Below are 17,466 nucleotides of genomic sequence, written 5' to 3'. Positions count from 1 at the left end.
CGCGTCCCGCGGGCCTTCCCTCGTCCTCGGGACGCGTCAGTCGCTCTGCGTGCGCGGCAGCGGTCCGCCGATGAAGAGGTCCGTGTTCATGCGCCGGCGGCGCATCACGACCAGGACGGCCGCGCAGGCGACGAGCGACGCGGCGACCGCACCGCCGCCGATCATCAGCGCGGTGGTCGGCGTGATGCCGGCCGGTCCCGCCGAGGCGGCCGTGCTGAGGAAGGCGGTGCGCGCGGCGCTGATCGCGGTGCCGCAGACCTGCTGCGCCTCCCACGGTGCGGCCGTGGTGTCGCTGTCACGGTAGGAGACGGTCACGGCTGCCGTGCGGTGCGACTCGCGACCGAAGGCGACGACGCAGTAGACGGAGGGGTCGGGGTCGGCGACGACCGCGTCGCCCAGCGCCAGCTCGGCCCAGCCGATGGAGTCGGACTGCACGGCGACGTCGCCGGCGGCCAGGTCGGCGCGGGCTCCGGAGGTCTCGAAGGCGCCCACGGCGACCTCCTCGTCGGCGTCGAAGCCCCAGACGGCGCCGCGGGGCGCCTCGGTGCTGCCGTCGCCGAGCTCGCGCGGCTCGAGCAGGAGGCCGTTGCCGGTGGAGGGCGCGAGCCGGAAGACGACCTTGGCGGCGGAGCCCTGGTCGCCCGTGAGGTCGACCGTGAAGGCGCCCGACTTGGTGATCAGCGCGGTCGGCACGGTCGCGGTGCCGCTCCCCGCCTCGAGGGTCAGCGGGGTCTTGGTGCCGTTCGGGTCGCGGAGGACCGCGGAGACGGCCTCGCCGCTGGCGAAGCCGGTGTACGAGAAGCCGACGCCGTAGAACCGGGCGAGCTCGACGGTGAGCGCCTCCGGCTGGACGGCGAGCTCGCGGGTGAGGAAGACGTCCGCGGTCGCGGCACCGGCCGCCGGCTTCGCGCCCTCGGTCGAGGTGCCGAGCTCGGTGCGTCCGGGGGCCGACGCCGCCGGAGTGACGGCGCCCGCACCGGAGGAGCCGGCGGTGCCGGACGTGGTGGTGCCGGAGGTGGTGCCGCCGCCGGAGGTGCCGCCGGACGTCCCTCCGCCGGTGGATCCGCCGCCGGAGCCGGAGCCGGAGCCGCCGGAGGACGATCCGCCGCCGGTGGAGGGCTGGCCGCCGCCGGAGCCGCCCTGCTGGCCGCCGCCGGTCGAGCCGCCGCCGGTCGAGCCGCCGCCGGTCGAGCCGCCGCCGGTGGATCCACCGCCGGTGGAGGGCTGGCTCGGCTGCTGGGGCGCGGGGTCGACCGGTGCCGGATCGACCGGCGCGGGGTCCACGGGCGCGGGGTCGACGGGAGCGGGCTGCTCGGGTTCTGCCGGCTCCTCGGGCACTCCGGGAACGGACGGCTCCTCGGGGACGCCGGGAACGGGGTCGGAGCCGCCGTCGCCCGGCTGCTCGGGATCCTCCGGCACGCCGGGGATGGTCGTCGCGGCCGGCTGCTCGACCGTGGTCGAGACCGTCGAGGCGGAGGGGGCCGCGACGGCCGCTCCGGGGAGGGCCAGGCCGAGCACGAGCGCCGCGAGAGCGGCGGCGGGCAGGGCGAGTCGGCGGGATGACGGCATGGCGGTTCCTTCCTCCACGGGCGACGATCTGCGTCCGCGCACGGAGGAGCGCACTCCCCCCTCACGAGGGTAAGGGCGAGAGGCGAGCTATCGCGAGCCGTCCTGTCCCCCGTCAGAGGGACGTCGCGGTCGTGCTTCCGTCCGGACGGCCCGGTCGAGGCTCACCCGCGATCGAGGAGGGCCCGCCGGAGACGCACGGGATCGACCCGCCAGAAGGTGTGCACGCGCCCGTCGATCAGCACCACCGGGATCTCCTCGACGAAGCGCTCGTGCAACTCGGGATCGTCGAGGATCGACACCTCCGAGACGGCGACCGACGCCTCGGCGCCCAGGTCGGCGACCACCTGCTCGACCACGGTCCGCGCGTCATCGCAAAGATGACAGCCCGGCTTGCCCACGAGCGTCAGCTCCACGTCCACCATGCGGTCAGTGTACGGCGGCCCCGGCGACGGGCGCCGAGACGGCGAGCGCCGCCGGGATCATCCGTGAACGCAGACGAGCGCCCGACCCCGGAAGGGCGGACGCTCGAGTGGGAAGAGGCGCGAGCCTACTTCTTGTTGCGACGCTGGTGGCGAGTCTTGCGAAGCAGCTTGCGGTGCTTCTTCTTCGCCATACGCTTGCGACGCTTCTTGATGACAGAACCCACGAAGACCTCACAACGTTCAGGGGGTCGACCGCCCGACGGGCGGCCGCTTACGAAAAACTGGCTCCCGCGAGCTTACACGACCCGGGGCTCCACCGGTTCCGGCTCCTCGGCGCCCCTCACTTGCGGATGCGTAGCGCCTCCGCCACCTTCGTCGCTCCTTCGCTGACGCCCCGCTGGATGTCCTGCACCACGGTGCTGACCTGGTGGGTGCGCTCGGCGAGCGCCCGACCCAGCGACTCCGCCCGGGCCGCGGTCGGAGCGTCGAGCAGGGCGCCGGCCGCCTCGTCCTCGGCGAGGAAGGGCAGCAGCCAGTCCTCGACCTCCGCCAGCGGCGCGTACTCGAGCGCGTAGAAGCGGTGCTGTCCGCTCTCGCGCACCGTGACGAGGCCGGTCTCGCGCAGCACCTTGAGGTGCTTGGAGACGGTCGGCTGGCTCAGCTCGAGGCGCGCCACGATCCGCGACACGCTCATGCCCTCGGCCGAGCCGTCCCGCCGCTGCTCGAGCAGCAGGGCGAGGATGTCCCGGCGGGTCCCGTCCGCGATCACCCCGAAGATGTCAGCCATGCGCCCAGGCTAGTCAGCGCCCCGGGGGCCCGGCACCGAGCGGGTAGCATGGCCGCGATCGAGTGGAGGATCCGCCGTGGTGGTTCGGCAGCAGTTCCGCAGCCCCGTGGGCGTCTCGCCCGTCTCCCCCTGGTCGGGGTTCGAGCGGGCCCGCGACCTCATCGACGACTTCGCCGGACGCTCGCCGTCCCGCTTCGCGATCCTCATCTTCTCGGCGCTCGTGCTCGTCTTCACCCTGCTGTTCTCGCTGCCGGTGTCGAGCACCACGGGCACCGTCACTCCGCTGCACGACGCCTTCTTCACCGCGATGTCGGTGATCTGCGTGACCGGCCTCGCGACGGTCGACATGGCGACGCACTGGTCGGCGTTCGGCCACTCGATCATCTTCGTCGGCGTGAACATCGGCGCTCTGGGAGTGCTGACGCTCGCCTCGATCATGGGCCTGGCGATCTCGCGCCGCCTCGGGCTCCGGGCGAAGCTCATGGTCGCCAGCGACTCGAATCCGCTGCGGATCCACTCCGGCCCCGTCGCCGAGGGCCAGGCCGTGCGCCTGGGCGAGATCGGCGGACTGCTCGCCACCGTCGCGATCAGCGCCGCCGCGATCGAGATCATCGTCGCGCTGCTGCTGTTCCCGCGGATGCTGATCGACGGGATCCCGATCGGCGAGGCCGTCTGGCACTCCTTCTACTACTCCGCGATGGCGTTCACGAACACCGGCTTCGCCCCGAACGCCGCGGGACTCACCCCGTTCGAGGACGACTACTGGTTCCTCGGCATCCTGATGCTCGGCGTCTTCCTCGGCTCGATCGGCTTCCCCGTCATCTACGCCTTCTCCCGCGGCTGGCGGCGCCCGCGCAAGTGGTCGGTGCACGTGAAGCTGACGCTGGTCACCTCCGTGATCCTGCTCGTCGCCGGGGCCGTCCTCTACATCGTGCTCGAGTTCGACAATCCGAGGACCTTCGGCAGCCTCGATGCGGGAGACACCGTCTTCCAGTCCTTCTTCCTCTCGACGATGACGCGGTCGGGCGGCTTCTCGACGATCTCGGTCCCCGACCTCAACGGCTCGAGCCTGCTCGTGACGGACATGCTGATGTTCATCGGCGGAGGATCGGCCTCCACGGCCGGCGGGATCAAGGTCACGACCCTTGCGATCCTGTTCCTGGCCGCCTTCGCCGAGGCCCGCGGCAACAACGACATGGAGGCCTTCGGCCGCCGGATCCCGAACGACGTCCTGCGCCTGGCCGTCTCGGTCGTGCTGTGGGGCGCGACGACGGTCGCCGTGTCGTCCGTCCTGATCCTGCACATCACCAAGGCCTCGCTCGACCACGTGCTCTTCGACGTGATCTCGGCCTTCGCGACCTCCGGGCTCTCGACGGGGCTCACCGCGGAGCTGCCGCCGTCCGGGGTCTACATCCTCGCGCTGACGATGTTCATGGGCCGCGTTGGTACCGTGACTCTCGCCGCCGCGCTCGCCGCGAGCCAGCGGAGGCAGTTGTTCAGACGACCGGAAGAGAGGCCCATCGTTGGTTGACCGCATCAGGTACGACGCCCCGGTGCTGGTGATCGGCCTCGGGCGCTTCGGAGCCGCCACGGCCGGCCAGCTCGACCGCCTCGACCGCGAGGTCCTCGCCATCGACGCCGACGCCGGTCTCGTGCAGAAGTGGTCGGAGCGGGTCACCCACGCGGTGCAGGCCGACGCCCGCTCGCTCGACGCCCTCGCGCAGATCGGCGCGCAGGACTTCCAGGTCGCCGTCGTCGCGGTCGGCTCCTCCATCGAGGCGTCCGTGCTGATCACCGCGAACCTCGTCGACCTCAAGATCCCGCAGATCTGGGCGAAGGCGATCTCGCGCTCGCACGGCAAGATCCTCGAGCGGATCGGCGCGAACCACGTGATCTACCCCGAGGCGGAGGCGGGCGAGCGCGTCGCGCACCTGGTCTCGGGCCGCATGCTCGACTTCATCGAGTTCGACGACGACTTCGTGCTCGCGAAGATGTACCCGCCCAAGCCGATCCGGGGGCTGACGCTCACGGAGTCGGGCGTGCGCCGCAAGCACCGCGTGACCGTCGTCGGCGTCAAGAGCCCGGGCAAGCCCTTCACCTACGCGACCGAGCAGACCGTGGTCTCGAACCACGACCTCATCGTGGTCAGCGGCACCCCCAGTGACATCGAGCGCTTCGCGGCCCTCGGCTCCTGACCGGCGCCCTCTCCCTCCTCCTCCTCTGCGGGATGCCGCTCCGGTACGCCCGCTCCGGGGTGTCGCGTACCCGAGCGGCGTCTCGCGGAGAGGAGGGCGGAGTCAGGAGGCGGCGAGCTCGCGGGCGCGGGCCAGCGCGGCGTCGGTCGCCCGCGTGAAGAGGGCGGCGAGGTCGGCCTCCTGCAGGACCGCGACGGCCCGCTCGGTGGTGCCCTTCGGGCTCGTGACCCGCCGGCGCAGCTCCGCGGGCTCCTCGCCGGAGTGGGCGAGCAGCTCGGCCGCGCCGCGGAACGTGCCGACCACCATCGTCGACGCCTGCTCCGGCGTGAAGCCCTTCGCGACAGCGGCCGCGATGAGCTCCTCGATCAGCAGGAACACGTAGGCGGGCCCCGAGCCGGAGATCGTCGAGAGCGCGTCGAGCTGCGACTCCGGCACCTCGACCACCTCGCCGACCGTCTCGAACAGGCGGCGCACGAGCGCCAGGTCCTCGTCGTCGGACCGCGTGCCCGCGCTGAGGCCGGTGACGGCGCGGCCCACGACCGCGGGAGTGTTCGGCATCGAGCGGAGCACGGCGACGGACGCGGGCAGGTGCCGCTCGAACGTGGCCGCGGTCACGCCGGCGGCGACGGAGACGACGACCGCGCCCGGGGCGAGCGCGTCGGCGATCTCGTCGAGCAGGTCCGGCACCATGTGCGGCTTGACGGCCACGAGCACGATCGCCGCGCCCTCGACCGCACGCCGGTTGGCCTCCGGGTCGTCCGCGGTGGCGAAGGCGGTGACCACCGGGTGGCCGTCCCACGCGGCGGCCTTCGCGGAGTCGCGGTTGGTCACCCGCACGCCCCCCTCGACGCGCACGCCGGGAGCCAGCAGGCCCTGGAGGATCGCGCCCCCCATCGAGCCGAGGCCGAGGACGGCGATGGACGGGAGCAGGACGGGCGCATCGGTCACGCCGCTCATCCTACGAAGAGCCCGCGGCAAGGGGGTCCAGGGGCGGTCCGGCGCCTCGTAGGATGGCCCGACCATCCAGCGGCGAGCCCGAGGAGACCACGTGAGCGCATCCGGAGGCGGCACCGCGATCATCGCGGCGCTCGCGGCCAACCTCGGCATCGCCCTGACGAAGTTCGTCGCCTGGTTCTTCTCCGGATCCGCCTCCATGCTCGCCGAGGGCGTGCACTCGCTCGCCGACTCCGGCAATCAGCTGCTCCTGCTGCTCGGCGGCCGCAAGTCGCGGAAGGCCGCCGACGAGGAGCACCCGTTCGGCTACGGACGGGAGCGCTACGTCTACGCCTTCGTGGTGTCGATCATCCTGTTCTCGGTCGGCGGCGTCTTCTCGCTCTACGAGGGCATCGAGAAGATCGCCGAGCCGCACGAGCTCGAGAACGCCTGGCTGCCGATCCTGGTCCTCGTGATCTCGATCTGCCTCGAGGGCTACTCGCTGCGCACCGGAGTGAAGGAGTCGAACCGGGTCCGCGGCTCGCAGTCCTGGTTGCAGTTCATCCGCCGGGCGAAGGCGCCGGAGCTGCCGGTCGTGCTCCTCGAGGACGTCGCCGCGCTCACCGGTCTGACGTTCGCGCTGCTCGGAGTCGGGCTGACCGTGATCACCGGCGACTCGGTCTACGACGCGATCGGAACGATCATGATCGGCACCCTGCTGATCGTGGTGGCGATCGTGCTGGGCGTCGAGACGAAGAGCCTGCTGGTCGGCGAGGGGGCGACCCCCGCCGACGCCGCCTCGATCCGCGCCGCGCTCGAGGCCGGGCGCGACGTCGAGCGCGTCATCCACATGCGCACCCTCTACCTCGGGCCGGACGAGATCCTCGTGGCCGCGAAGCTCGCCTTCCCGGCCGCCGAGACCCTCGAGCACGTGGCCGCCGGGATCGACGCCGCGGAGAAGCGGATCCGCGAGGCCGTCCCGGCCGCCACCACGATCTACCTCGAGCCCGACGTCGACCGCGGACGCGCGGGATCGGCGGCGGCCCGTCCGGCCGTGACGGAGGCGGAAGGGACGGCCGCTGCGGTCGCTCCGGCCGCCTCCGCTCCGCCCGCCGCCTCCCCGCCGGCCGCGCCGCACGGGAGCGCCTGAGATGCGCCGGGCCCTGGCGATCGTCAACGAGCGCGGTGCCGGGCTCGGCGCGCTCGAGCCGATGCTGACCGAGCGGGGGTTCGCCGTCGACGCCGTCGCAGGGACGGACCTCGACGCGATCGACATCCTCGCCCCCGACCTCGTCGTCACGCTGGGCTCCAGCGCCGGCGTCTACGAGACCTCGCGGCACCCCTTCATCAGCCCCGAGATCGCGCTCCTGCAGGACCGGATGCACCACCGCCGTCCCACGCTCGGCGTCTGCTTCGGAGCGCAGCTGATCGCGGCCGCCCTGGGCGAGTCCGTCCATCCCGGATCGGCCCGCGAGGTCGGCTTCCGCCCGGTCGTGCTCACGGAGGAGGGCGCCGGCTCCCCGCTCCGGCACCTCGCCGGCGTCGACGTGATGCAGTGGCACGGCGACACCTTCGCGCTGCCGAGCGGAGCGGCGCTGCTGGCGTCGTCGACGACCGGCGAGGTGCAGGCGTTCGCCGTGGAGGACTGGCTCCTCGGCGTGCAGTTCCACCCCGAGCTGACCGGCACGATGGCCGCGCAGTGGCTCGAGGGCGACGGGGAGTGGGCAGGAGCGGCGGGCTACGACGCCGCCGCGCTCGCCGACGACGTCGCGGCGGAGCGCTTCGAGCGGATGCACGCGGCGACGCGGCTCGCGCTGACGGAGTGGCTGGGCGCTCCGAGCTGAGGGGTTCTGCGGCGGTCGGCGTCAGCGGCGGTCGGCGTCAGCGGCGCTCGGCGTCAGCGGCGGTCGGCGTCAGCGGCGGTCGGCGAAGAAGTCGAGCAGGAGCCGCGAGCACTCCGCGGCGCGGACCCCGGGGTACACCTCGACCACGTGGTTGTGCCGGCGGTCGCGGAGGAGGTCGTGCACGGATCCGGAGGCGCCCGCCTTCTCGTCCCACGCACCGAAGACGACGCGGTCGATCCGCGCCGCCAGGATCGCTCCGGCGCAGAGCACGCACGGCTCGAGCGTGACCACCAGCGTGCAGCCCTCGAGATGCCAGTCGCCGCGGGCCTCGGCCGCCGCGCGGATCGCGACCACCTCGGCGTGCGCCGTCGGATCCCGCCGCAGCTCGCGCTCGTTGCGCCCGAGCCCGAGCACCGCACCCTCCGAGTCGAGGACCACCGCGCCCACGGGGACGTCGCCCCAACCCGCGGCCCGCCGCGCCTCGTCGAGCGCCAGGCCCATCCACTCCTCGGAGCGGCGGGGGACGCGGAGATCGCTGTCGCGCATCGCTCCCCCTCCTGCGGCGGCCCGCTGCGGCCGGTGGGGCGCCGCTCCGGCCAGTAGATTGAGCTTATGCGCGTCCACGTAGCCGACCACCCGCTGATCACCCACAAGCTCACCGTGCTGCGTGACAAGCGCACCCCCTCCCCCACCTTCCGGCAGCTCGCCGAGGAGCTGATGACGCTCCTCGCCTACGAGGCCACCCGCGGCGTCCGCACCCGCACCGTCACCATCGAGACCCCCGTGACGCAGACCACCGGCCTCGCGCTCAGCGACCCGCAGCCGCTGGTCGTCCCGATCCTCCGGGCCGGCCTCGGGATGCTCGAGGGCATGGTCAAGCTCATCCCGACCGCCGAGGTCGGCTTCCTGGGCATGGCGCGCAACGAGGAGACGCTCGAGCCGACCACGTACGCGGAGCGCCTGCCCGACGACCTGTCGAACCGCCAGTGCTTCGTCCTCGACCCGATGCTCGCGACCGGCGGCTCGCTCGTCGCGGCCATCCAGTTCCTCTTCGACCGGGGAGCGGTCGACGTCACCGCCGTCTGCCTGCTCGCCGCCCCCGAGGGCCTGGCCGCCGTCGAGAAGGCCTTCGGCGACCGCGACGTGACCATCGTCCTCGGCTCCCTCGACGAGAGGCTCAACGAGCTCGGCTACATCGTCCCCGGCCTCGGCGACGCGGGCGACCGCCTCTACGGCCTCGCGGGCTGAGCCCACCGGCCCCCGGACGAGCGGGCCCCGCGTCGGGCCCCGGAACAGGGAGCCCCGCTGAGCCGTGCCGGTCGGCCGGCGCAGCGAGGGTCTCGACACCCCCTCAGCGAGACCGTCCGGCACCGCCCGTCCTGCTGATCGAGCAGCCCGCGCAGCGGCCTCATCGCGATCCCCCGTCACGACTCGCGCCTCCTCCCGAGCACCGGAACCACCCGCGACGCGCCGTCCATCCCCACGGAAGTGTTGACGCACCGCACCGGCCTCCGCTTTACTGACGGACATGACTGACACCCTGCACGCCCTGACCTCCCTCGAGGCCACCGGGAATGCCGGCATGATGATGGCCGGTGGCCCCGTCATGTGCTGTCGAATGTGTGCATGAGGAACTGACCTCGCCGGATCCCCGCACCGCCTCCGCCCGCTGATCGTCACGATCGGCTGAGCGTTCGAGGCGCGGACGATCCCCTGGATGCCCCGCATCCGACTCTGCCGCCACCGCGCACCGCGGGCCGGCTCGATCGCGCACACCCGGATCCGCTCCCTCGGACACTCGTCCCGGATCCGACCAGCCAAGGACTCGTCATGACCCTCCTCCACACCCGCACCGTCACCGCTGCCACCACCACCGAGGCGCCCCGCCTCCAGCCGGTCGCCGACGGAGCGCCCGCAGCTCCCCGTCTCCGCGCCGTGCCCCAGGGCACCGAGGCCCGCGGCTTCGCCCTCTACGTCGGCATCGACGAGGCCAAGGCCCGCGCCGCCGGAGTCGACCTCGGCCGCCTGGTCGAGGAGCTCAAGCGCGTTACGGCGCAGCTCGCCCCCGACGCCGAGACCTACGCCTCCGTCGCCCTCGCCCCGCAGGGCGCCGGCGGCCGCGACGTGGACGTGGTCCGCCTCGCGCTGCAGGACCCGGCCGCCGTCGCCAAGCGCCGCTCCGACGCCGAGCCCGACCCCGACCGCGCACCCGGCGGCGTCGTCATCGACATCTCCCGCAAGCGCGTCGTCCTCGACGACGAGACCACCCCCCTCACCTACAAGGAGTTCGAGCTCCTCCAGTACCTCGTGCTCCGCGAGGGCCGCACCATCGAGCGCGCCGAGCTCATCGCCTCGCTCTGGGGCGCCGCGGACGACGACGCGCCGAACGAGCGCACCATCGACGTCCACGTCCGCCGCCTCCGCGCCAAGCTCGGCCGCTACGAGGAGATCGTGCGCACCGTCCGCGGAGTCGGCTACCGCTTCGACCGCCACGCCGACGTCGCCATCCGCTACGCGTCGACGCCGTCGCCGGATCTGTTCTGAACCGTGAGGAGAGCGATTGCGCTCTCCTCACCGCGGTCGGCTTCACCGGTGGTCGCGATTCGGAGAGCGGGTCGCGACCGGTTAGCGGGAAACGCTGACACGCGTTTCCCGCGTTCGCCTCGAGGGCGGAACGTCCTCTCGACCTCGACGGATGTGCGCGACCGCTCCTCAGACGTGGAGGGCTGCTCGACGGCCCGCTGCGTGGTCGAAGCCGTGGCGGGGCGGGTCGCGCCTCGCGTGGCAGGACGACGGGGCCGGGCCGCGTCGGCGGGGGACGAGGGCAGGGGGTGCTCGTCGTGTCCGTCAACGGTCAGGGATGGGCTGCGGTTCGGTGCGGACGTCGGAGGCAGCAGACGGGGCGTCCTGGGTCAGGAGAGAGTCGTGCGGAGCGCGGGCGGGCGCGGCGACGGGCGCGGCGGGGCGGCTCAGGGAGGATTCAGGAAAGAGAGGGTTGCGTCGTTACCGGGTCGTTATATAGTTCAAGTGCGTCGACCGTTTGCTGTGGCGGGAAGCGCGAGAAGTGATTGCAGGACACTCTTGGTGCAAGGGAATGAAGGCCGGCCGCTCGCCTCAGCGGCCGGCCTTCTGTCGTTCCCCCGGCCCCCCTCCTCCCAGCACCCCGGCGTAGGCTGTACGGCGTCTGGATGTCAGGGAACCGCTTCCTGAGTGCCGTGAAGGAGGACCAGTGGGGTCGAGAGAGGCCGTCGCCGCCTGGGAGTCGCTCTTCCGCGCCCAGGTCCAGGTGATGCGCACCCTGAGCACCGAGTTCCCCTCGCGGGAGATCTCGATGAACGAGTACGACGTGCTCTTCAACCTCACCCGGCAGCCCGGTCGGCGCGCGCGGCTGCGCGACCTGAACCGGCACGTCCTCCTGACGCAGCCCAGCGTCAGCAGGCTGATCGATAGGCTCGCCGCCCGCGGCTGCGTCGAGAAGAGCGAGGATCCGGCGGACGCCCGCGGCACGATCATCGCGATCACCGACGAGGGCTACGCGCTCTTCCGCCGCGTCGCGCTCACCCACATGAGGACCATCTCGGAGCAGGTCGGCGGCGTCCTCGACGAGGACGAGCTGAAGCAGCTGACCGCGCTCTGCGACAAGCTCCGCGACGGCATCGCCTCCTCCTGATCCGTCCCCGCTAGCACGGGCCGCAGCGACCGGCCAGGTCTTCGCCGCGGCGCGGGACTCGCGGATCATGGTGGTCACCATGAGTGACACCTCCCCCACCCTCGTCTGGCTCCGCGACGACCTGCGCCTGGCCGACAACCCCGCTCTGCGCGCCGCGATCGACCGTGGCGGCCCCGTCGCGGTCTGCTACGTGCTCGACGAGGAGTCGGCGGGCATCCGTCCGCTCGGGGGCGCCTCCCGCTGGTGGCTGCACGGCAGCCTCGCAGCCCTCGCTGCCGACTTGCGCGAGCACGGCGCCCCGCTGATCCTGCGCCGCGGGCCGGCCGAGGCCGTCGTCCTCCAGCTCGCCGAGGAGATCGGCGCCGGAGCCGTGCACTGGAACCGCCGCTACGGGAGGGCTGAGCGCACCGTCGACGCGGCGGTGAAGGAATCGCTCCGCAACGGCGGCCTCGAGGCCGAGAGCCACCAGGGCTCGCTGATGTTCGAGCCGTGGACCGTGCAGACCGGCGCCGGCGGCCCCTACTCCGTCTACACGCCCTTCGCCCGTGCCTGCCGCGCCAAGCCGACGCCGCGCGCGCCGCTCCCCCGCCCCCGCTCGCTCGACGGCGTCACGGGAGACATCGCCTCCGACTCCCTCGACGACTGGGAGCTGCTGCCCACGCGGCCCGACTGGGCGGGAGGGCTGCGCGAGCGCTGGGTCCCCGGCGAGAAGGCGGCGGCCGACCGGCTGCGCGCGTTCCTCGCGGAGCAGCTCGACGACTACGCCGACGGCCGCGACCGGCCGGCGGAGGACGCCACCTCGAACCTCTCCCCGCACCTGAGGTGGGGCGAGATCAGCCCCTTCCAGGTGTGGCACGCCCTGGAGGAGGCGCACGCGAAGGGCCTGCACCGCGGCGACGGCAGCGACCGGTTCCTCTCCGAGGTGCTCTGGCGCGAGTTCTGCTACCACCTGCTGTTCCACTGGCCGGATCTGGCGACCGCGAACTTCGACACCCGGTTCGACTCCTTCCCGTGGGGACGCCCCGGCCAGGAGGCGATCGACGCCTGGCACCAGGGGCGCACCGGATACCCCCTGGTGGACGCCGGCATGCGCGAGCTCTGGAGCACCGGCTACATGCACAACCGGGTCCGGATGGTGACCGCGTCGTTCCTGATTAAGAACCTGCTGGTCGACTGGCGGGTGGGCGAGGAGTGGTTCTGGGACACCCTGGTGGACGCGGACCCGGCGAGCAACGCCGCGAACTGGCAGTGGGTCGCGGGCTCGGGAGCCGATGCGTCGCCGTTCTTCCGGGTCTTCAACCCGGTCACGCAGTCGAGGAAGTTCGACCCGGCCGGAGAGTACATCCGCCACAACGTGCCGGAGCTGGGCGGAGTCGAGGGCGCCGCCGTGCACGAGCCGTGGACGCTCGGGGACACGCTGACCGGAGGCGCGGACGGCTACCCGGCGCCCCTCGTCGACCTCAAGGAGACGCGGGCGCACGCGCTGGACGCCTTCGCGCAGATCAAGAGCGCCCCGCGCGACATCTCGCCGCGGGGCGACGACTGAGCGTCGCCGGCTAGACGCGTCCCGCCGGTCCGGTGGAGCGGCCGGACCCGGCGAGCGGGTCCTCCTCCCCGCCCTGATCGCGCAGATCGCGGGCCGGGATGCCGACGAGAACCGCCCCGTCGGGCGCGTCCTTCACCACGACGGCGTTCGCGCCCACGCTGACGTCGGATCCGAGCACGAGCGGGCCCAGGACGACCGCGCCGGCGCCGACGACCACCCGGTCGCCGAGCGTGGGGTGCCGACGCTCGCGCCGGGCCGACCTCCCGCCCAGCGTGACGGAGTGGTAGAGCATGCAGTCGTCGCCGATCCGCGCGGTCTCGCCGATGACGACGCCCATGCCGTGGTCGATGAACAGACGCCGGCCGATGGTCGCACCGGGGTGGATCTCCACTCCGGTCGCCGCGCGCGCCGCCTGGCTGAGCAGCCGGGCGGGCAGGCGGAGGCCGCGCCGCCACCAGGCGTGCGCGACGCGGTGCACCCAGACCGCGTGCACTCCCGGGTAGGAGAGGACGACCTCCACCGCGCTCCGGGCGGCGGGGTCGCGCTCCCGGGCGGTGCGGACGTCCTCGCGGAGCAGGGCGAGGAGCCCGGGACGCTCCGGTCCGAACGGGACGCGGCGCTCCGGCCGACCGTCGCGTCCGGAGCGGGGCGTCCCGCCTCGTCTCGAGGGGCTCAGCTGCGGAGGTCCTCGTACAGGACGGTCGAGATGTACCGCTCGCCGAAGTCGCAGACGATGGCGACGATGGTCTTCCCCGCGTTCTCGGGGCGCTTCGCGACCTCGAGCGCGGCCCACATGATCGAGCCGGAGGAGATGCCGCCGAGGATCCCCTCCTGCGCGGCCATCTCGCGGGCCACCCGCACGGAGTCGTCGAGCGTCACGTCGATGATCTCGTCGTAGACCTCGCGGTCGAGGATCGCGGGGACGAAGTTGGCGCCGATGCCCTGGATCTTGTGCGGACCGGCGGTGCCCTGGGTGAGGAGCGGGGAGTCGATCGGCTCCACTCCGATGATCTGCACACCGGGCTTGCGCTCCTTGAGCACCTGGCCGACTCCGGTGATGGTGCCGCCGGTGCCGATGCCGGCCACGAAGACGTCGACCTCGCCGTCGGTGTCCTCCCAGACCTCCTCCGCGGTGGTGCGGCGGTGCACCTCGGGGTTGGCGGCGTTCTCGAACTGGCGGGCGAGGATCGCGCCGGGGGTCTCGTCGACGATCGCGCGGGCGCGCTCGACCGCTCCACGCATGCCCTCGCTGCCGGGGGTGAGCACGATCTCGGCTCCGTAGGCGCGGAGGAGGACCCGGCGCTCGACGGACATCGTCTCGGGCATCGTGAGGACGACCTTGTAGCCGCGGGCGGCACCCACCATCGCGAGCGCGATGCCGGTGTTGCCGCTCGTGCCCTCGACGATCGTCCCGCCGGGGTGCAGCTCGCCGGAGGCCTCGGCCGCGTCGATGATGGCGACGCCGATGCGGTCCTTCACGCTGTTCGCGGGGTTGTAGAACTCGAGCTTGGCGAGGACCGTCGCGTGGTCGGCGCCCTCCAGCCGGTTGATGCGGACGAGAGGGGTCCTGCCGACGAGCTGGGTCACGTCGTCGTGGATGCGTGCCATGGTGTGCGCTTTCTGCCGGGGCCGGCCGCCCGGGGCCCCGGAGCGGTGGGTGGAACGGGTGCTGCAGCGCCCCTCGGAGCGGCGCTCCCCCCACGATACGGATGCATCGACCCGAGGTCAGCACTCCGGACGCGCCCGCTCCTGCGCATCACCCGCCAGCTCCTCATCTCCACCGGGAGGAGGACGCCCCGCGGGCGCACCCGTCACGTACCATGAACCCGGGGGATCGCGCGACTGCTCGCGAGGCTTCTCGCCACCCTCCCTCACATCTCCGCGGCCCCGCGCCGCGTCGAAAGGACGACCGCTCCATGGCACTTCCCACTGCATCCCGCCGCTCCGTCCGGCCGCTCGGGATGTCGCTGCGGGCGGTCATGGGGTTCATCGGGATGAGCGCCGTGGCGGGCGTCCTGATCACCGTCGGCGTCACGCCGGCTCTCGCGCTGACGGGCCTGGCGACGAGCAACACGATCGGCATGTTCCAGAACCTGCCGGGCTACCTCGACGTGGGCCAGCTGATGCAGCGCACCAACGTCTACGCGAGCGACGGAACGACCCTCCTCGCCTCCGTCTACGACCAGAACCGCGTGGAGGTCGGCTGGGACGACGTCGCGCAGTCCGCGAAGGACGCCGCCGTCGCCGGCGAGGACCCGCGCTTCTACGAGCACGGCGGCATCGACCTCCAGGGCACGCTCCGGGCCATCGCCGTCACGCTGACGGGCGACGACCTGCAGGGCGGGTCGTCGATCACGCAGCAGTACGTCAAGAACGTCCTGGTGCAGAAGGCGGAGTCGATCACCGACGAGGCCGCGCGCGACAAGGCCTACCAGGAGGCGACGGACCCGACCCCCGAGCGCAAGCTCAAGGAGATGCGCCTCGCGATCGGACTCGAGAAGGAGGCGTCGAAGGACGACATCCTGCTCGGCTACCTCAACATCGCCCTCTTCGGGGGCACCGTCTACGGCATCGAGGCCGCGGCGAACTACTACTACGGCATCCCCGCGAGCCAGCTCTCGACCTCGCAGGCGGCCGCGCTGCTGGCGATCGTGAACAACCCGGCGAAGTTCCGCTTCGACAACCCGGGCGACGAGGCGAACGGCGCCGCCAACGGCTACGCCGCCACCAAGGAGCGCCGCGACTACATCCTCTCGGAGGAGCTCAAGCACGGCCGGATCGACCAGGCCGCGCACGACGCCGCCGTCGCCGAGCCGATCACCCCGAACATCACGGAGCCCTCGACCGGCTGCACCACCGCCGGCAACGCCGCGTACTTCTGCGACTACGTGCTGAACGTCCTCCGCAACGACTCCGTCTTCGGGGCGACCGACGACGAGCGCTACCAGCGCATCCGCCAGGGCGGCTTCGACGTCGTGACGACCCTCGACCTCGACATCCAGCAGGTCTCGCAGGCGGCGCTCAACGCCTACATCCCCTCCGTCGACCCGCGCTTCCAGGTCGGCGCGACGGCCGCCTCCGTCGAGGCGAAGACGGGCCGCGTGCTCTCCATGGTGCAGAACACGCAGTACAGCCAGGACGAGCAGTTCCTCGCCGCGAACCCCGGCTACAGCGCGATCAACCTCAACGTCGACCTCAGCATGGGCGGCGGCTCCGGCGTGCAGACCGGATCGACCTACAAGGTGTTCACGCTGGCGCAGTGGCTGAAGGCGGGGCACACAGTCAACGAGTCGTTCGCCTCCCCCACCTCCGGCTTCAGCTCCTACCCCCAGAAGTGCAACGTCGAGGGCGACGGCGGCTACTACGGCAAGTTCTCGCCTCGCAACGACGACCCGTCGGAGGACGCGAGCTCGATGAGCGCGCTCGGCGCGACCACGAACTCGATCAACACCGGCTTCATGGGAATGGCGCAGCAGCTCGACCTCTGCGACATCCGCACCACCGCCGAGTCGTTCGGGATGCACCGCGCCGACGGCCGCGAGCTCGCCAACGGGCCGGCCTCGGTCCTCGGGACGAACGAGATCGCGCCGCTGACGGTGGCCAACGCCTACGCGGGGATCGCGAACGACGGCACGACCTGCTCGGCGATCGTCATCGACCGGATCACCGACAGCGAGGGCAACGCCGTCGCCGCCCCGGCATCGGCGTGCACGCCCTCCGTGTCGCCCGAGGTCGCCCGAGGGATGCAGTACGCGATGCAGCGGGTGATGACCTCCGGAACGGCCTACGCCTCGAACCCCTTCGACGGGATCGAGCACATCGGCAAGACGGGCACCACCGACGAGGCCGCCGACGTATGGACGGCGGGCGCCAGCAAGGCCGCCTCCCTGGCGGTCTGGGTCGGCAGCATCAACGGCTTCGCCGACAACACCAAGCAGAACCTGCGCTTCATCAGCCTGACGGGCGAGAAGGGCACCATCCGCGCCTCCAACGCCCGGCACGCCATCTGGAAGCCGATCATGACGGCGCTCGACGAGAAGTACGGCGGCGACGACTTCACGGCACCGCCGGCCTCGATGCTCGCGTACTCGCCCCGATCGGCGGCGAACTCCGAGGTCCCCGACGTCACGGGCGAGACGGTCGAGAGCGCCACGGCGATCCTCACCGCCGCCGGTTTCGTCGTCGGGATGCACGAGTCGGTCGACTCCGCGACGATCCCGGAGGGCTCCGTCGTGTCGACGACGCCGAGCGCGGAGGAGACGGCGGTCGCCGGCGGGGTGATCCCCCTCCAGGTGAGCACGGGCAAGGCTCCGGCCAATCCGAACGACATCTCGGACCTGAACGGCGACCTGATCGAGTAGAGACGTCGCCCGTCCCGTGAGGGGGCCGATCCCTCCGGGGGTCGGCCCCCTCTGCTGTCGTGGCGCCGAGCCTGCGCGGGCGCCGTCGCGCCGACTCCGGGCGGACGGGCGTCCGGCGCGGCCGTGGCGCGCCTCGTCG

17 protein-coding genes are annotated in these 17,466 nt (G+C 72.4%); 9 read left to right on the top strand and 8 right to left on the bottom strand.

All coding sequences use genetic code 11. From position 1 onward, the window contains the following. Positions 1 to 36: 36 nt before the first annotated feature. The 4 genes from C5C25_RS03780 to C5C25_RS03765 all read right to left on the bottom strand — a co-directional run bounded on the left by C5C25_RS03780 (position 37) and on the right by C5C25_RS03765 (position 2,778). Positions 37 to 1,569, bottom strand: a complete 1,533-nt coding sequence (locus C5C25_RS03780; protein ID WP_104249771.1) for a hypothetical protein — start codon at positions 1,567 to 1,569, stop codon at positions 37 to 39. 161 nt (positions 1,570 to 1,730) lie between these two features. Further along, positions 1,731 to 1,991 carry a glutaredoxin family protein gene (locus C5C25_RS03775; RefSeq protein ID WP_104233428.1) on the bottom strand — a complete coding sequence of 87 codons (261 nt, stop codon included), beginning with the start codon at positions 1,989 to 1,991 and terminating at the stop codon, positions 1,731 to 1,733. A gap of 125 nt (positions 1,992 to 2,116) precedes the next feature. After that, complete coding sequence (locus C5C25_RS03770; RefSeq protein WP_003792170.1) at positions 2,117 to 2,215, bottom strand: 30S ribosomal protein bS22; 99 nt, start codon at positions 2,213 to 2,215, stop codon at positions 2,117 to 2,119. Positions 2,216 to 2,331: 116 nt separating this feature from the next. Then, positions 2,332 to 2,778, bottom strand: coding sequence for a helix-turn-helix transcriptional regulator (locus C5C25_RS03765; RefSeq protein WP_104224854.1), 447 nt, complete (start codon positions 2,776 to 2,778; stop codon positions 2,332 to 2,334). Between the two features lie 160 nt (positions 2,779 to 2,938). Here C5C25_RS03765 and C5C25_RS03760 point away from each other — a divergent pair, with 160 nt between their 5' ends. Both C5C25_RS03760 and C5C25_RS03755 read left to right on the top strand, forming a co-directional pair. Continuing rightward, a complete protein-coding gene (locus C5C25_RS03760; protein ID WP_244229642.1) occupies positions 2,939 to 4,309 on the top strand; it encodes a TrkH family potassium uptake protein in 1,371 nt (456 codons plus the stop codon). Continuing rightward, positions 4,302 to 4,973 carry a TrkA family potassium uptake protein gene (locus C5C25_RS03755; RefSeq protein WP_068255410.1) on the top strand — a complete coding sequence of 224 codons (672 nt, stop codon included), beginning with the start codon at positions 4,302 to 4,304 and terminating at the stop codon, positions 4,971 to 4,973. Before C5C25_RS03760 ends, C5C25_RS03755 begins: the two co-directional genes overlap by 8 nt. A gap of 102 nt (positions 4,974 to 5,075) precedes the next feature. Here the strand turns inward: C5C25_RS03755 and proC are convergent, their stop codons facing one another. Then, a complete protein-coding gene (gene proC, locus C5C25_RS03750) occupies positions 5,076 to 5,930 on the bottom strand; it encodes a pyrroline-5-carboxylate reductase (protein WP_104249770.1) in 855 nt (284 codons plus the stop codon). Between the two features lie 91 nt (positions 5,931 to 6,021). Here proC and C5C25_RS03745 point away from each other — a divergent pair, with 91 nt between their 5' ends. Beyond that, positions 6,022 to 7,056, top strand: coding sequence for a cation diffusion facilitator family transporter (locus C5C25_RS03745; protein WP_104249769.1), 1,035 nt, complete (start codon positions 6,022 to 6,024; stop codon positions 7,054 to 7,056). 1 nt (position 7,057) lies between these two features. Continuing rightward, on the top strand, positions 7,058 to 7,750 hold the full coding sequence (locus C5C25_RS03740; RefSeq protein ID WP_104249768.1) for a gamma-glutamyl-gamma-aminobutyrate hydrolase family protein: 693 nt from the start codon (positions 7,058 to 7,060) through the stop codon (positions 7,748 to 7,750). A 69-nt stretch (positions 7,751 to 7,819) separates the two neighbouring features. Here C5C25_RS03740 and C5C25_RS03735 read toward each other — a convergent pair whose 3' ends face one another. Continuing rightward, entirely contained in the window at positions 7,820 to 8,296 is a 477-nt protein-coding gene (locus C5C25_RS03735; protein WP_219812140.1) for a nucleoside deaminase, read from the bottom strand. 66 nt (positions 8,297 to 8,362) lie between these two features. On the opposite strand from C5C25_RS03735, the gene upp reads away from it, so the two are divergent. The 4 genes from upp (at position 8,363) to C5C25_RS03715 (ending at position 12,966) form a co-directional block, all read left to right on the top strand. After that, positions 8,363 to 8,998: a uracil phosphoribosyltransferase gene (gene upp / locus C5C25_RS03730; protein WP_104239094.1), complete on the top strand. Its 636-nt coding sequence runs from the start codon at positions 8,363 to 8,365 to the stop codon at positions 8,996 to 8,998. Between the two features lie 582 nt (positions 8,999 to 9,580). Then, positions 9,581 to 10,294 carry a winged helix-turn-helix domain-containing protein gene (locus tag C5C25_RS03725; RefSeq protein WP_104249767.1) on the top strand — a complete coding sequence of 238 codons (714 nt, stop codon included), beginning with the start codon at positions 9,581 to 9,583 and terminating at the stop codon, positions 10,292 to 10,294. Between the two features lie 745 nt (positions 10,295 to 11,039). Continuing rightward, positions 11,040 to 11,420 carry a MarR family winged helix-turn-helix transcriptional regulator gene (locus C5C25_RS03720; protein ID WP_104247054.1) on the top strand — a complete coding sequence of 127 codons (381 nt, stop codon included), beginning with the start codon at positions 11,040 to 11,042 and terminating at the stop codon, positions 11,418 to 11,420. A gap of 79 nt (positions 11,421 to 11,499) precedes the next feature. Next, a complete protein-coding gene (locus C5C25_RS03715) occupies positions 11,500 to 12,966 on the top strand; it encodes a deoxyribodipyrimidine photo-lyase (protein WP_104249829.1) in 1,467 nt (488 codons plus the stop codon). A 10-nt stretch (positions 12,967 to 12,976) separates the two neighbouring features. Here the strand turns inward: C5C25_RS03715 and epsC are convergent, their stop codons facing one another. Both epsC and cysK read right to left on the bottom strand, forming a co-directional pair. Next, positions 12,977 to 13,543 (bottom strand): serine O-acetyltransferase EpsC, encoded by a 567-nt coding sequence (epsC, locus tag C5C25_RS03710; RefSeq protein ID WP_104224204.1) that lies wholly within the window; start codon positions 13,541 to 13,543, stop codon positions 12,977 to 12,979. Between the two features lie 95 nt (positions 13,544 to 13,638). Next, positions 13,639 to 14,574, bottom strand: coding sequence for a cysteine synthase A (cysK, locus tag C5C25_RS03705; protein WP_104249766.1), 936 nt, complete (start codon positions 14,572 to 14,574; stop codon positions 13,639 to 13,641). 308 nt (positions 14,575 to 14,882) lie between these two features. Between cysK and C5C25_RS03700 the strand changes: the two genes are divergently transcribed. Beyond that, complete coding sequence (locus C5C25_RS03700) at positions 14,883 to 17,327, top strand: penicillin-binding protein (RefSeq protein WP_159939720.1); 2,445 nt, start codon at positions 14,883 to 14,885, stop codon at positions 17,325 to 17,327. Positions 17,328 to 17,466 lie beyond the last annotated feature (139 nt).

It is taken from the genome of Rathayibacter sp. AY2B9 (assembly GCF_002931595.1).
In the GTDB taxonomy this organism is placed as follows: Bacteria; Actinomycetota; Actinomycetes; order Actinomycetales; family Microbacteriaceae; genus Rathayibacter.
This window is presented reverse-complemented; position numbering and strand designations above follow the sequence as displayed.